This is a genomic window from Lysinibacillus sp. NPDC059133 (assembly GCF_042755925.1).
Classification (GTDB): domain Bacteria; phylum Bacillota; class Bacilli; order Bacillales_A; family Planococcaceae; genus Lysinibacillus.
The window spans coordinates 27,611-43,453 of record NZ_JBHZDH010000012.1; the positions used below are offsets into that span (position 1 = coordinate 27,611).

The following is a 15,843-nucleotide window of genomic DNA, read 5'->3' on the forward strand; positions in this document are numbered from 1 at the left end:
TGGAGATGATTGTATGGGATATGTTCGTGAAAAATTATTGATTACAACAGAAAGACTCGTTCTTAGATTATTTCAAACATCCGATGCAGAAACCGTTGCTAAGCTTTGTAATAACTATAATATTTACAAAAGCACCATGTACCTACCTTATCCATATAGTTTAAATGATGCCTTATCGTGGATGGAGCATCATTACGATCATTTTATGCAGGATATTTCGTATGAGTTTGCAGTTACAGATAAGGAAACCGGCGAATTATATGGAGCCATTGCATTATCGAATAATCAACATTTTAATCAAGGTGAAATCGCCTATTGGATTGGCGAGGAATATTGGGGAAAAGGCTATGCTACGGAGGCGGCGCAGTCGATTATTCAATTTGCTTTTGAAGAAAAGAAACTTCACAAAGTGTTTGCCCGATATTTTTCAACAAACCCCGCTTCAGGAAAAGTGATGGAGAAGATTGGCATGAAACAAGAAGGCATTTTAAAAGAACATATCATTAAGGACGGAAAATACGAGGATTTGGTGTATTATGGAATAATTAATGAATAGCCCAGTTTCTCAAAAAGATGTTTCCAACCATTTAGTTCCTTCACCTTAATTTAAAATAAAAGGTGGCCTAAGAAGTATTTTCACCTCTTAGGCCACCAAATTTTCTCTTATAGATATTCCACAAACCAATCCCTAATATATTCTAGTCTATTGATTCTTAACGTTGGTTTTCCGCTCCTAGAAAGTTCGTGATTGGATTCAGGGAAGCGAACAAATTTAGTTTCTTTTTTACGATGTTTCAAGGCAATAAATAATTGCTCTGCTTGTTCAATTGGACAGCGATAGTCTTTTTCACTGTGTAAAATTAACAGTGGCGTCTCCACATTGTCTACATATTTAAGTGGCGAATGATTCCATAGTTTCTCTATATTGTCTAGTCTCGCTTGGATTTGCCAGTCATTGAAGTAATAGCCGATATCACTTACGCCGTAAAAGCTAATCCAGTTAGAAATGCAACGTTGCGTAACAGCAGCTTTAAAGCGATTTGTATGACCGACAATCCAGTTTGTCATGAAGCCCCCATAGCTCCCACCTGTAACACCAAGACGGTTTTGATCAATGAAATCATAATGCTCCAATGCATAATCAACAGCGGCCATGAGATCATTATAATCATTGCCGCCATAATCGCCACGAACTGCATCCACAAATTTTTGACCATATCCATGGCTTCCGCGAGGATTCGTAAAGAGAACAGCATAACCTTGTGCAGCAAGGATTTGGAATTCGTTAAAATAGGAGTTGGCATACATAGCGTGCGGTCCACCATGGATTTCAAGAATAAGTGGATACTTTTCCCCTTCCTCATAGCCAATAGGCTTCATCATCCAACCGCTTACTTTCCAGCCATCTGCCCCTTCATATTCAATTGCTTCTGGAACAGATAATGCTCTCGACATTAAAAATTCTTCATTAACTGTCGTAAGCTGTTCCTTTTCACCAGTATTTAAATTTACGTAAAATAGATCGCCAGGATTTGTAGTCGTGCTGATTGCGACTACCGCTTTGTCATGTTTATGATCAAGTGAAAAACCATAGACATACTGATCATCGTTAATCGCTGGATATAATTCTCCAGAAAGATTGCCAAAATAAATAGCTGTATTTCCATGGTCTGTCACTTGGAAGTAAAAGCTTTTATTATCCTCCAACCATTGTACACGCGGAGCAACGACACCTTGCAGGAAATCACCGACAACAAAATCACCGACTGGCGCGTCAAATTCACTCGTTACATATATCGTATTGTTATTGTCCAAATCATAAATCCATAGCTTTGCTTGTGTCGCATTTTCAAATTCTCGTTCACTGCCAACATAAGCTACGTAGCGGCTATTCGGAGACCATGAAGTAAGATAGAACATCCCCGTTCCTTCCGTTAGCTTGCGACCATGTTTCGTCTCTAAATCCAATAAGTAAATATCACTTATGAATGAAAAATCTAGATCCTCTGTTAAGTCTGCCGTGTAAGAAAGATATTTTCCGTTTGGAGACCATGTACCAAGTTGTAAATTATGTTTTCCTTCCGTCACTAGCTCTAATTCTCCAGATTCCAGATTGACGATTGCAATTTGAGAAAATTGCTCCATATCAATAAACCCAGCAGCATCTGACTTATATTTCATCTTTTCTATTACAATTGGTTTAAGTTCTTTATCATCTTTCTTATCATTATCAGCTTTATCATAAATGCTTTCATTTTTTCCTAGCTTTACTGAGAATGCGATGTTCTTTCCACATGGAGACCATACAGGTGAGGTCGCGCCGTTTTTACAATTCGTAACTTGTTTCGCTTCCCCACCTGCTTTTGAAAGAACAAAAATTTGTGGCTTGCCATTTCTCGTTGACACAAACGCGATTTTACTGCCATCCGGAGACCAAACAGGTGAATTCGTTTTATCTTCACCAAATGTCCATTGTTGCGGTTTTTTATCATTCAAGTTTATGTAAAATAAATTAGACACATAGTCCTTTTTCTTTTCATCAATATGAGTCTGTACATATACAACTTCTGTTCCATCAGGTGATACTTGTGGATCTGCCACTGATTTTAATTGATATAGATCTTCTGGTTTCATCCCTTGTTTCAACGTCATAATTTCCCTATCCCCTTTGTGTGAAAATTTCATTACCTAGTACAATATTTCGACGCCCTAAGTATTATTCCTTCTTTTAAGAAGAAATTGTTTATCAAATGATTTACATGGAATGACATAGTTAAATCGCCATTTTTTTAGCAAGTAGAAAGTCAAATCCCCATCAATAAAGAGAGCACTCCTAGAGAGATGTTATACTACATTAGCTATAATAAAAGAATCTCTTAAAATAGATTTAATTAGGAGATGGATATGTGGCAAAAACAACAGAGTTATTTTTTGTGATTCGATCTATCTTTTTAAGAAAAAACGGTAAAAAATTTTGTATAGTTCTATAGCTATTATCCTTATAAGCTATGCAGTTTTACTGACTGTACGTCCCGCAAAATATCAACAAATCATAACCATAAATATATAAACACTATACGAAATATTTTTCATCCCAATTCTGTTACAATGTTGATAAATGAATGAATAGAAACGAGGATTTTTTTATGCATGTAACAATTGGAGTACTTGCTCACGTGGATGCAGGAAAAACAACATTTTCTGAGCAATTACTATTTCATACAAACAGTATTCAAGCTCGTGGGCGAGTGGATCACCAAGACACATTTCTAGATAATCATGAGCTGGAGCGTCAGCGAGGCATTACGATTTTTGCGGAGCAAGGTCGCATGACGCTTGGAGATGATACATATACGTTAATCGATACACCTGGGCACGTCGATTTCTCTCCAGAGATGGAGCGTGCCATTCGGGTTATGGATTATGCCATCATCATTGTTAGTGCCGTCGAAGGAATACAAGGTCATACGGAAACAGTGTGGCAACTTTTACGCCAATATCACGTCCCAACCTTCTTCTTTATCAACAAAATTGACCGTGAAGGGGCAGATGTTGAAGCCGTTATGGCGCAGCTTCAAAAGGATTGCTCTGCGGATGTTCTATTCGTAGACGAACCGCTCCGTTCTGACTATGTTTCAAACGACATGAAAGAATGGCTTGCTGAACGTGATGAGCAGCTACTCGATGCTTTTCTTAATGAGACATTGGATAGCTCAAACTGCATTACTCATTTACATCAGATGATTAAACAAGAAAAGGCCTTTTTATGTTTTACTGGCTCTGCCTTAAAAGATATTGGGATAAAGGAATTCCTATCACAGCTCCCCCTATTATCAGAGACACATTTTAAGTACAATGCTCCGTTTCAAGGTGAGGTGTTTAAAATTCGTCACGATGGGCATCAACGCTTAACGTTTATCAAGGCTTTGCAAGGAACGTTACATGTCCGTGATGAACTTTCATTTGGGGACGAGACTGAAAAAGTGACGGAAATTCGACTATACAATGGCAGTCGTTATGAGACAGCTCAAGAGGTTAAAGCTGGGGAAATATTTGCAGTTAAAGGGATTAGCCAAGCAAACATCGGCGATATCATTGGTTATTCTAGTAATCCACAACCTTATGAGTTAGTACCGACGTTACAGGCAAAAGTACACTATGAAGGTGATCAGCATATAAAGGAAGTATTAAAAATGTTCCGCACACTTGAAGCAGAAGAACCTTCATTACGTGTACTATGGCATGAAAAATTTCAAGAAATTCATGTACATATTATGGGTGTCATCCAACTCGAGGTTCTTATCGAAGTGCTTCATACACGCTTCTCGCTAAACATTTCATTTAGCGAACCACAGATTTTGTATATGGAAACGATCGCCACAATTGTGACAGGCTATGGTCATTTTGAGCCATTAAAACATTATGCAGAAGTCCATTTATTAATGGAGCCAAATACACGCGGTACCGGCAATACATTTGTCAATGCATGCCATGCGGATGATTTATCAGTTGGACATCAACGACTCATTGAAAAACATTTATTCGAGCGCGATCACCATGGGCTGTTAACTGGTTTTCCCGTGACAGATATACGCTTCACGCTTTTAACGGGACGCGCACATAATAAACATACTGAAGGTGGCGATTTCCGTGAAGCAACATTCCGTTCATTACGGCAAGGGCTGGAGCAAGCTGAAAATGTATTACTAGAGCCGTATTACTGCTTTAAACTCAAAGCCCCTAGTGATTTTATTGGACGCATGATGACCGATATTCAGCAAGCTGCCGGTACATTTGACGCACCAATCTTAACTGAACATGATGCGATTGTAACCGGTCGAGCCCCTGTCGCAACATTTATGAACTACAGCACAACATTTGCCGCCTACACAAATGGGAAGGGCGTACTTTCACTACAATTTGATGGCTATGACGCGTGTCACAATACAGAAGACATTATTGCGCAAATTGGCTACGATAAGAACGCCGATCCCGAATATACATCCTCTAGTATTTTCTGTGCAAAAGGCAAGGGCTACTCCGTTCCATGGCATGAGGCACAAGCTGCGATGCATTGTATTGACTAAATTTATAGAAACAGGACATGATTTGTTTAAACTGCCCCGAAAAAGTTAGACACCTATCTAACTTTTACGGGGTTTTTTTATATTTCGTGGAGAGTTATTTTGCTATCGTGGGTATTCCCCTGCCTCGCGCGGGTATTTTCCCTGCTTTCGCGGGTATTTACCTTCCTTCCGCAGGTATTCTTGCTTCGCGCGGGTATTTACCCTCCTTCCGCGGGTATTTACCTTCCTTCCGCGGGTATTTCCCCTGCTTCCGCGGGTATTTCCCCTGCTTCCGCGGGTATTTTCCTTTCTTCCGCGGGTATTTCTCCTGCTTTCGCGGGTATTTACCTTCCTTCCGCGGGTATTCTCTTGCCCCACGCGGATATCAATCCTATGCTGGCGACGCCATTCTACGATCATGCAAGGAATATACCTTTCTCCTGGGGACATTCATCTTATCCCCCGCATCTTAGATTCACAAAGCTTGTTTCGTTTTCTGTGCCTGTTTGAAAATGGGAAATGAACGTTCTACGACAACGCAGCTATGGGAATTAGAGAAATCCATTAAAACCTTGCCTGGGCGACTTTTTAAAAGTTGCAAATTATCTATCAATTCAACCAATAGCTGATGACCATTACCTCGTGGGTGCCAGTTTAAATGATAATCATTTAGTTCCTTCACCGCTTTTAAAAATTGATGATACTCTTGCTCTACAAAATTGATCAGTTGTTTATTTTTATGAGCTACTTGCGATAAATCCTCTACATATACTTCATAAAAGCGCATCACTATCGAACACAATAAATCATTGACCCGAGCAGCACTTAGTATTGCCTTAGGGACTTGGGAAAGTCGCTCTAAATTTGGTTTTGCACGAGTCGAATCGATGCGTGTAATTAAATGATACTGCTCACCATTCACCTCGTACACAATTGGATTTGTCGGCATATACATCATAAAATCATTTGTTTTTGTTTTAAGCTGATCTGTAATATTCGCCTTTGCAAAAAGGTGCCCATTAAAACGTTCATTTTGAATCCAAATAATATCTTTGTTATATAAAATTTGATCAAACAATCTTTCATTACTAATAAGATTGTTAGCTATTAATTGATCGACCAGTGATTCTACGACCATTCTTGTTGTAGCTTTCTTGGCAACTTCAGTGCGTGGTTGCTTACAAATTTCCATATCTACATATTGCGATTCTTGTGTTGTACATACATGAATATTCGTCATACGTGCATCCTCTTTTCGTACATATTTTTCAAAACGGAAGTATTCTTTCGCATAAAAAAAGGATCTCCTACAACTAGAGGAAATCCTTCATTCTATCTTTTTCATTCGTCACATAATGTCAAATTATACCCAAGCATAAAAGAATTGCCTCGAAAGCGACTACCTTCTTTTATTTTGGGCGTTTGACGTACAGTGACGAACAGAGCATTCTGTTTTGTCAACATGCCACCTCCTATTCCTCGTAGGGTTATGGTGTGTACTCATAATAGGCAGGTATCCTGACTCATGATCATCGCTACTTTTCCCCTTCCCGTCGTTAAACAGTGGTATATGAAAAGTCGCTCACATTTACAGTTGCGGGACAGTGTCGGATTTGCACCGACTTCCCTTTTAAGTAAATTGCACGCAATTTACACCTATTACTCCACGCTATTCAGTTGTTAAATAGATCAGACAAGACATATTCTTTTCTAATTATTCCCTTTAATAGTAAAGGGTGTTCTAGTTAAAAGCAAGTCGATTGTGTTTATTTTTATTTTCCTTTTTGCACTAAAGCATCCGTAACTCTCCATCTATATCTAAAACAGTAAAAAATAATCTGGTAAATAACAGGAAATCAAATCCCTACACCTCCTACATAGACTAACTACTCTAAACTTTCTATTTTTCTCATCAGAATAAGGATGTCTAACGGCAACAATTGTATCAAAGTATCTTTCTCCGTTTGAAATTGCATTTCCAATCGAGATAGCTTCAGCACATACTGTATCAAGATAACCTAGTAGCATGTTATTCGGTAGGCTTTACCGGAATATTACCATAAGTATGGAAAAATTAATAAGATGTTCAAAAAGGAGAGCCTTTTTGAACATCTTTACTTTATTGCAATGGAATATTCAGTTCAATATTTTTTCCGATAGGATTGAAGTAATAGTTTAAATATATTTTTGCTTTGCCATCATAATTTTCAAAGTTCTCCGTCGCAAATAGGTACTGCTCATCATCTGAGAACGAGCCACTTGTATATTCTAACGTCGTGCCATCTGCTTTTACAGCACTATTTAGAAACGAATGTCGACTTCTATCATCCCATTTCTTTGCAGCAACTGATACACCTTGCTGCGCTACAGAAATATCCCAATCCAAATAATCGGGCTTCGTGAGTACTTCTTTTGTACCAAAATCGACTTCGATAAAATCCTTGCCCTTTGGAACGGCATGAACAGCTCCAATTAATATTTTGAGTGAATCTGAATCATGGAAATAGTTACTTTGTAAATTTAGTGTGAATTTACCCTCGCGAATATTTCTGCCTATAAACATGCCATTTTTAACGCCTTCTTCTCTTCGCTCCCCATTTTCCGTCACAACCGCAATATTTTCAAGAGATAAAATTTGCATCGTATTCGCTTCATCTAATTCAATATCGAGTGCCATTCTTAATGGAGATCGGCGAATTTTTGTAATCGTAAATTTCTGACTATCGACATTTACAGTACGATTCGCAGTAAAAATTTTCTCCTTAGCGATTTCATTTTGTAGTGAAAACGGAATCGAAATTTCAATATTCCCCTTATCTTTTTCATAAAAATGAAAAACCGCTTTAAAATCCTTTGATGTATAAGCGAAAGGCTCAGAAAAACTATAATCTACTGAAGAAGAGATGCGTGTTTGATAGGATTGATTGCCCGTAAATGAACCTCCGCCTTCAATTTCTTTGTCCCCTTGGAACAATTGAACTCCCTCCAAGTGTAATTCCGAAATATCAAATGAGGCATCGGCGTCATAGTAAAGTACTAATCCCGAATTATCAGCAATCGCGCCTTGCAAAGTAAGCGATAGTCCATTTTTAGACTGCGTCACATTGATTTCTTCAAAGTAGTCATTGTCCACAATATCTTTTATTCCTTTATCTCTTACAACCGCAGATACAATTACTTGAAAGCCAGGTATTTTTGCAACATGGCTAGCAATCGTAGGAGAAACACGAATTGAAAATAAAAAGCTTAAGCAAAACAAAAAGGCTATTGAAACCGAAACAATGCGCTTCTTTGCTCTTTTTTCTCGTTGAACTTTACGAAACATATCCATCCGTACTTGTTGAAGTTTCTCCTTTGGAACGTCAATCGGTAGTTTACTCATAGCCAGTCCTCCTTTTCTCCAGCGAAGTTTCTAAGCTTCTTTAGTATGTAATGAAGCTTAGACTTTACAGTACCCTCCGGAATTTGATTTAGTTCGGCAATTTCTTTGTTTTTTAGTTGCTGAAAATATTTCATATAGACGAGTTGCTGCTCCGACAAGGATAAATGTTCCAATAACCGCTCCATATCAGAGTAGATGACCCATTCAACTTGGTGATGTTCCTGAATTGAAACGGTTGGTTGACGTTTTCGTAAATGGTCTTTACAACAATTGATTAAGACGCGCACGAGCCATGTTCTGGCATATTCGTGCTGTTTAACGGTATGCATTTTTTTCAGTGCCTTGTAAACTAGGTCCTGCATCACGTCTAAAGCGTCTTGCTCATTTTTCAAATATGTAAAAGCCATGCGATATAAAATATCTTCATCCATTTCAATAAGTGAAAGTATCGCTTGATGATCCCCACGAATAGCACGCTGCACGATTTCAAATTCCATCCTTTTCGCCTCCTTCCTCCATTAGACGGAGCGATGCTTCATTTCGTTCAAAAATTTTAAAATTATATAGGAAACCGTCTATGGATTTGCCTTTAATCTTTGCATCAAAGATGTTCCTTTGAAGACATAAGTTTTTAATTCCTTCTTCAACGAACCTGCGACGTTAGTTGAAGAGCAACAATCTTTCATCTAATACCTTGTAGTCTCGGTGTTTCTAAAATTTTTGCTCCCTTCAAATAAAAAAATAGGTGTCCATTTCTGGGCGCCTATTTTCCCCTTGAAATATAACTGTTGAATGTAAAACCTCCGAGCAATATCATACAAAAAGCTAAAATAATGTTCTCTATTGAAACAGATTTAATACCATTTAGAAGTAGTATAGCTAGAACAGCTAATACAATGATGATCGACCAGAAAAGTAAATTTTGATTGTACCTATTCCTATTTTGAATTGTGCGTTCGTCTTCAATTATCTCGTTCTCTTTTTCCATTGTAATATCGGATAACGCCCAAAAGCAAAATTATACTCATAGGTATAGACCCGTATGAGTATGGCTGTTCAAATAGAGCAACTAACAAATTAATTACAACTAAAGTCGCAACGCACAACCAAATACTTATCGATTTTTTTCTGTCAGAATGCACTAGACTCATCCTCCTCAAAAATGAAAATATTCTCTACATTTTCATAAAAAAATCTTAGAGAGCCCAACTTTTAACTAGGATTGTAGGTGATTTTCTATTGCAATTACTGTTTGTCCCGTTATTCTTAGTTCTTTAGCAAATTGTTCTTGTATTAATCCAGCTTCATTTCTAAATAATTTGGCCTGAAATGATGCCAAGGCTCTAAAATTATAATCATCCTGTCCACGCTTCCAAAAGTAAAGATTTCTTTACAACTATTGTATACAATTTAACCCAAAAATGAACAAATGAATTATTCAACTAACGGAACCTAATGATTCACGAAATATAAAAAGATAAAATTTCTTCACGTTTAGTAGATTAAATCTGCCTTTTTCTTTTAACAGCACCAATCTTTAGGAAAACAGCCATTTTTAAAGTTAGTTGAGTCTGGTAGGATCTTCATACAACTTCGGAGCTTTTCGTAATTTACTTGCTTGTTCGTATGCAAATGCGAGTTTTATTAAAACATCCTCACTAAATGCAGTGCCTGCGAATGTTATGCCAAACGGTCTCCCATTTTCCATATACCCCGCTGGGACGGCAATAGACGGATATCCGGCTTTCGCGCTAATTGTCGAGCCTATATATGATGGAAACATTATCGCATCTAGCTCATATTTTTTTAATGTATAATCTATTCCTTGCTCTTGAGAAAAATACAAGTCCTCTAATTTGGCATTTAAATAGTCAGAATCTCTTAACATGTTCGGTAAATTCTCTATTGATTCCAATTTGTCCTGCCCATATTTCAACGACTTTTCTCTTGAACGTTTATTAAATTGAATTAACTCAGAGATAGAATTTACAGGCATGTGAGAAGGTAAATTTACAAGGAAATTATTTAAACTATGCTTTAATTCATAGAGCATTACTCCCCTTTTCCAGTCTCTGTGAAAAGAAGGGATTTCGATGTCTTCATTAATAACGGCCCCTTGCTCTCTTAAAACCTGAATTGCATTATTAAAAAGGGTTTCGTCATATTCCTCTGACTCATAATAAGTTTTGGAGGCATTCGTATAAACACCAATTCTAGCGCCCTTTAATCCTGTAGCATCTAAAAAGATGGAGTAGTCTTGCTGTATCCTTCTTTCACTTTTATATGTAGCTACGTCGTCTTTATCTACTCCTGTTAATACGCCCAATAAAATAGCTGCATCTGTAACCGTTCTTGCCATTGGTCCTGCTGTGTCTTGAGAGTATGTAAATGGAATAATGCCCTGACGACTTATGAGCCCTACAGTCGGTTTTATGCCGACTACTGAATTTGTAATAGCAGGACTTAAAATCGAGGCATCTGTCTCCGTTCCAATTGATAGAACAGCAAAATTCGATGCCACTGCTACCGCCGACCCCGAGCTGGATCCTCCCACATAAAGTTCTGGATCTCCATAAGGATTAAGTGTTTGTCCAGCTCGAGAACTATACCCCGCCCACATCGTACTCGACATACCATTCGCTAATTCAGTCATATTTGCTTTCCCTAAAATAACAGCCCCCGCTTCACGGAGCTTTTTTACTAGAAATGCATCCTGCCCAGCTACATAGTTTTCTAATGCTATTGCGCCTGCACTAGTATGCATAAAATCTTTCGTTTCGATATTGTCTTTTAAAACAACCGGAATTCCATGTAGAGGCCCTCTAGCCCCTTTTGTTCGTCTTTCTTCATCTAATGCCTCAGCAATAAATATCGCTTCAGGATTAATTTCAAGCATAGAATTAATTCTCTGTCCATCTTGATCATACTTAGCAATTCTGTGTAAATAATACATTGTTAATTCTTTTGATGTAATCTCACCATGTTCCAAAGCTACCTGAATATCAATTACTGACAATTCTTCTCTAAAAAAGCTATTAAACTTTATCCCCATTTAAGTTCCCCCTTGCTTTCAATACAAATCGATACGCTTCTTCTATCATTATAGTATTTAATTACTTTAGTCTAAACATTTATATTAGGCTTATCATTAATAGAATTATCGTTAAAAATACAACACCTATAACAGAACTAATTTTTGTTTGCACTATTTCTTTCTCGGTCAGATCTCTTTTAAAGTTCTTACGTTTCTGCCCCTCTATTGCACTCTTGTCTTTAAAATATCGAAATAGCGTTACTTGTCCGTTTAAAATTGCTTTCTCAGGTTTGAAGAATTGCCAAATAAACATCGCATATAAAGGAATAAATAATGCGATAAATGTTAATATTTACATCAACTCCCTTAAAGTCTTTTGTTTCAAATTTTTTAATGCTATGTTTATTCTATTCTATAAATATTCCTAAACACCTTGTATGATTTCGAAACCTTTCCTTAGAGATCCCCGCCTAACCTTCTCAGGATTAGTAGGCAACATAAAGCAATCCTTTTAGCCAAACCCTTGTATCATGCTCCGCAAGCTCGCATTTTGTATACAACGGGGTAATGTCATTGGTTGCATATTTTCCAATTCGCTACCAAACCATACTGTATTGTGCTACACTCTCTATACATATAGAATTTTCAGTTAGTTTGGACAGAGTCAGGGTTGGGGATCATTGAAGATGCTTAGGGGCATTTAGGGTGTCGTAATGTGCTTATTTGGCTTGGCTTATATTTCAACATGTCAGTGAAGGTTTGGAAAAAAATGAATAATTAATCCGGAGCTGCTTTAGCCTAAGAAAAGGCACGTTTGAGAGGTGAATGACATTGAATACTATTATTGAACTAAGAACATTAATACTTTTTCTAATTGTGCTACTTTTAATAATTCCTCTTTTTGGTTTTGTAGCAAGGAAATTCTTAGGTGCCGAGAGGAAGAAATGGTTTTCTACTGATTACCTGAACGAAAGACATAAAAAACTAGATCTGTTGGTACGACTACTTTTTATGACTCTAGTATTAATTAGCGCGTATTACACAATTAACAATGATACGGTTGAAATTGCATGGTATTTTGAAACATGGTTTATCATAATTGTTTTTTTAGTATCCTCTGAAATTTTACGAGCATTTATGGAATGGAAATACGCAGAAAATAGAAAAGACTTTGTTGCTACTATCGCAGAAATGATGTTTATGATTTGCATCGTATTTTTGACGATAAAAACTGATTTTTTCGGCTTATTTAATAGTTAATTCGAAAGCTATTAACCTCAGGAAATTGACTAGACCTCTCTTTAAATAGAAAAGGCTATTTCGCAGAAAATCCCTCTGCAAAATAGCCTTTTTTGATGGATAATGTTACACGTTAATGTCCACTAAATCTCTGTGTAAGCTTTTGTAAATTTTCAGCTTGTACACATAGGTCTTGTGACACTACCATGTTGACCGCTTGCATGGAGGCACTTTGCTCATCAACTGACTGTAGAACGACTTCTGTGGAATTAGTTAAACTATCCATTCCATTTGCGATAGTCGAAACTAGTTTTGTAACCTCATTCGCACTACTTGTAAGCTCTTCAGAGGTTGTGGATATATCCTCTAGCTGGTTCGTCATTTTGCTAACATGCTGAGAGATCGTACCAAACGACTTTGTAGCCTCATCAATAACATAGACGCCCTGTTGAACGTTTTTCAAGTCTTCTTCGACAGAGGTAGCTACTTGTTTTGTATCGCTTTCAATACCAACTACTAGCTCGACAATTTGAATAGCCGAATGCTTAGATTGCTCTGCCAATTTTCGGACTTCCTCCGCTACTACTGCAAAGCCTTTACCATGCTCTCCCGCACGCGCCGCTTCAATCGCTGCATTTAATGCAAGCAAATTCGTTTGATCTGTAATGGCCGTAATCATTTCGGTCATAGATTTTATATCTGTCATTTTGCCTGATAATTGTTGCATTAATTGACTTGTTTTTTCAGTAGAATCCGAAATGAATTCCATTTGATTTTTAGCTACATGTAAAATTTCCGCACCATTGCCTGCAATGTCATTTGCTTCTTTCGCATGATCAAATACATCTTGCGTTGCCACGGTAATTCGTTCAATGCCATCAGCAGTTTCCTGCATAGCTATAGCACTCTCATTTGCAGACTGCGCTGCTTTCTTAAGACCATCAGTTGTATTCTCCATTTGTGAATCAACTTCGTTTACTGCATCTGTAATTTCATTTGTACTTGCTGATAGCTCCTCTATGCTCGCTGATAATTCTGTAGAACTACTTGCAATTTTTTGTGTCATCGTATGTAGTTGTTCCTTCATCTCAATAAACGCTTTAGCTAACTCTGAAACCTCATCATTGGAATTTATCTCAATAGGAGAACTGTGCAAATTCCCCTCAGCGATAGCTTGAGCGGATGTTGCTAATTGTTTAATTGGCTTAATAATTTTATATTTCACATAGAAAATACACGAAATTGTCATTGTAATTCCTATTACTGTTAATAAAGTAGATAGCCATTCTAAAGATGTTAAATTTGTTAGGTCTATAATCAAAATAACACCCATGAGAACATTTAAAGTAGAAAAGCCAATTATACTTTTTCTTCGTAAACTCATACTAAATTCCCCCAACTATAATATTATTCCTAGAAACAATTATAGTTTAAATCTCCTAAAATTCATAGAAAAAAGTCCAACTTTTGTAAGAAATAAGAATTATAAAAAGCACTTTGCGCTAGACAAAGTGCTTTCATCATCAATTATTTTAATTTCATAATACTTGATCCGGCAATACCTGGATGTGTCATCTCATATGGATCTAGAATTAAATCTAATTGTTCTTTCGTTAGTACACCCTCTTCAAGGCATAGCTCACGAATTGAACGACCAGATAGGATTGCTTCGCGTGCAAGTCGTGCAGCTACTTCATAGCCAATATGTGGGTTCACTGCTGTTAGTACGCCAACGCTTTTTTCCACATATTCTTTCATGCGGTCTTCGTTTGCTTCAATATCCTTCAAGCAATTTTGTGTAAATGCTCGGAACACATTATTCATAATACTAATAGATTGAATTAAGTTAAAGACTAGTACAGGCTCCATTACGTTTAATTCTAATTGTCCTGCTTCAGATGCTAAAGAAATCGTTTGATCATTACCAATTACTTGGAAGGCCACTTGGTTAAGTACCTCTGGCATAACAGGATTTACTTTCCCTGGCATAATAGACGATCCAGGTTGACGCGCTGGTAAAATGATTTCCCCTAATCCAGCACGTGGACCAGAAGCCATTAAACGAAGGTCATTAGCAATTTTCGACATATTAATCATACAAATTTTTAATGCGCCTGATACTTCTGTATAAGCATCCGTATTTTGTGTTGCATCTACTAAGTGAGTAGCGCCTTTAAGCGGCAATCCTGAAATTTCAGCAAGATGAATATCAACTGATTGAATATAGTCAGGGAATGCATTTAATCCTGTACCAACAGCTGTCGCTCCCATATTTACATCATATAAATTCGGGCGAGTTTGGCGAATGCGCGCAATATCACGAGTGATTACACGGCAATATGCTTCAAATTCTTGCCCTAATCGAATCGGTACAGCATCTTGTAAATGCGTACGACCCATTTTAATAACATGCGCAAATTGCTCCGCTTTTTGGTGGAACACAGCTTGCATGTTTTCCATTGTAAGAAGTAGTTCATCTATCAAATTCAACACAGCAATATGAATTGCTGTTGGGAAAGCATCGTTTGTTGATTGTGACATATTTACATGGCTGTTTGGGCTAATTGCATGGTAGTCCCCTTTTTCTTTGCCTAAAATCTCTAGGGCACGGTTAGCAATCACTTCGTTGGCATTCATATTAATCGATGTGCCAGCACCGCCTTGGATTGGGTCAACGATAAATTCAGCATCCCACTCGCCATCAATAACTTCTTGTGCAGCCTCGACAATTGCATCTCCGATTTCTTTTGAAAGTAGGTGTACCTCCATATTACTCAATGCAGCTGCTTTTTTAACAATACCCATTGCTTTAATAAGTGCTGAATGAATTGAATACCCTGTAATCGGGAAATTTTCAGTTGCACGAAGCGTTTGGATTCCGTAGTAAGCATTGCTTGGTAAGGCACGTTCACCTAAAAAGTCTTTTTCTATACGTTGTGTGGACATAATTGTCGTCTCCTTTTATGTAATCCTCACACTTGATAGTAGCTAATAACTGCCGTATTGTAAACAGTCATTTGTCTGTAAAATGAAAAATTCCTGAAAAGACATTATTATTTATTCCTTAAAAGCCGAGATCTACTCTGAAACAATAAAGAAAATACATGTACATGATGGTTGAA

General features: G+C 37.4%; 11 protein-coding genes and 1 riboswitch. Of the genes, 3 read left to right on the forward strand and 8 right to left on the reverse strand.

Annotation, left to right across the window (positions count from 1 at the left end; genetic code table 11):
- Positions 1-13 precede the first annotated feature (13 nt).
- On the forward strand, positions 14-556 hold the full coding sequence (locus ACFXN8_RS08845) for a GNAT family N-acetyltransferase (RefSeq protein WP_386844411.1): 543 nt from the start codon (positions 14-16) through the stop codon (positions 554-556).
- Positions 557-663: 107 nt separating this feature from the next.
- Here ACFXN8_RS08845 and ACFXN8_RS08850 read toward each other — a convergent pair whose 3' ends face one another.
- Positions 664-2,652, reverse strand: a complete 1,989-nt coding sequence (locus ACFXN8_RS08850; RefSeq protein WP_386844413.1) for a S9 family peptidase — start codon at positions 2,650-2,652, stop codon at positions 664-666.
- A 494-nt stretch (positions 2,653-3,146) separates the two neighbouring features.
- On the opposite strand from ACFXN8_RS08850, the gene ACFXN8_RS08855 reads away from it, so the two are divergent.
- Positions 3,147-5,087 (forward strand): GTP-binding protein, encoded by a 1,941-nt coding sequence (locus ACFXN8_RS08855; protein ID WP_386844415.1) that lies wholly within the window; start codon positions 3,147-3,149, stop codon positions 5,085-5,087.
- 102 nt (positions 5,088-5,189) lie between these two features.
- Here the strand turns inward: ACFXN8_RS08855 and ACFXN8_RS08860 are convergent, their stop codons facing one another.
- The 5 genes from ACFXN8_RS08860 to ACFXN8_RS08880 all read right to left on the reverse strand — a co-directional run bounded on the left by ACFXN8_RS08860 (position 5,190) and on the right by ACFXN8_RS08880 (position 11,500).
- The gene (locus ACFXN8_RS08860) at positions 5,190-5,486 is read right to left on the reverse strand and encodes a hypothetical protein (protein ID WP_386844417.1); all 297 of its coding nucleotides are present in this window, start codon (positions 5,484-5,486) and stop codon (positions 5,190-5,192) included.
- Positions 5,487-5,541: 55 nt separating this feature from the next.
- On the reverse strand, positions 5,542-6,306 hold the full coding sequence (locus ACFXN8_RS08865) for a hypothetical protein (protein WP_386844419.1): 765 nt from the start codon (positions 6,304-6,306) through the stop codon (positions 5,542-5,544).
- A gap of 251 nt (positions 6,307-6,557) precedes the next feature.
- Positions 6,558-6,741, reverse strand: a riboswitch (cobalamin riboswitch).
- Positions 6,742-7,185: 444 nt separating this feature from the next.
- Positions 7,186-8,448, reverse strand: a complete 1,263-nt coding sequence (locus ACFXN8_RS08870) for a DUF4179 domain-containing protein (protein ID WP_386844421.1) — start codon at positions 8,446-8,448, stop codon at positions 7,186-7,188.
- Positions 8,445-8,945, reverse strand: coding sequence for a sigma-70 family RNA polymerase sigma factor (locus ACFXN8_RS08875; RefSeq protein ID WP_376073907.1), 501 nt, complete (start codon positions 8,943-8,945; stop codon positions 8,445-8,447). The genes ACFXN8_RS08870 and ACFXN8_RS08875 overlap by 4 nt, the downstream gene beginning before the upstream one ends.
- A gap of 1,064 nt (positions 8,946-10,009) precedes the next feature.
- Positions 10,010-11,500 carry an amidase family protein gene (locus ACFXN8_RS08880; RefSeq protein WP_376073908.1) on the reverse strand — a complete coding sequence of 497 codons (1,491 nt, stop codon included), beginning with the start codon at positions 11,498-11,500 and terminating at the stop codon, positions 10,010-10,012.
- An 813-nt stretch (positions 11,501-12,313) separates the two neighbouring features.
- Here ACFXN8_RS08880 and ACFXN8_RS08885 point away from each other — a divergent pair.
- A complete protein-coding gene (locus ACFXN8_RS08885) occupies positions 12,314-12,742 on the forward strand; it encodes a DUF4181 domain-containing protein (RefSeq protein ID WP_386844424.1) in 429 nt (142 codons plus the stop codon).
- A 112-nt stretch (positions 12,743-12,854) separates the two neighbouring features.
- On the opposite strand, the gene ACFXN8_RS08890 is transcribed toward ACFXN8_RS08885, so the two are convergent.
- Together ACFXN8_RS08890 and aspA are read right to left on the reverse strand one after the other, a co-directional pair.
- A complete protein-coding gene (locus ACFXN8_RS08890) occupies positions 12,855-14,105 on the reverse strand; it encodes a methyl-accepting chemotaxis protein (protein ID WP_376073912.1) in 1,251 nt (416 codons plus the stop codon).
- 143 nt (positions 14,106-14,248) lie between these two features.
- The gene (gene aspA, locus ACFXN8_RS08895) at positions 14,249-15,667 is read right to left on the reverse strand and encodes an aspartate ammonia-lyase (protein ID WP_376073914.1); all 1,419 of its coding nucleotides are present in this window, start codon (positions 15,665-15,667) and stop codon (positions 14,249-14,251) included.
- Between the last annotated feature and the right edge of the window lie 176 nt (positions 15,668-15,843).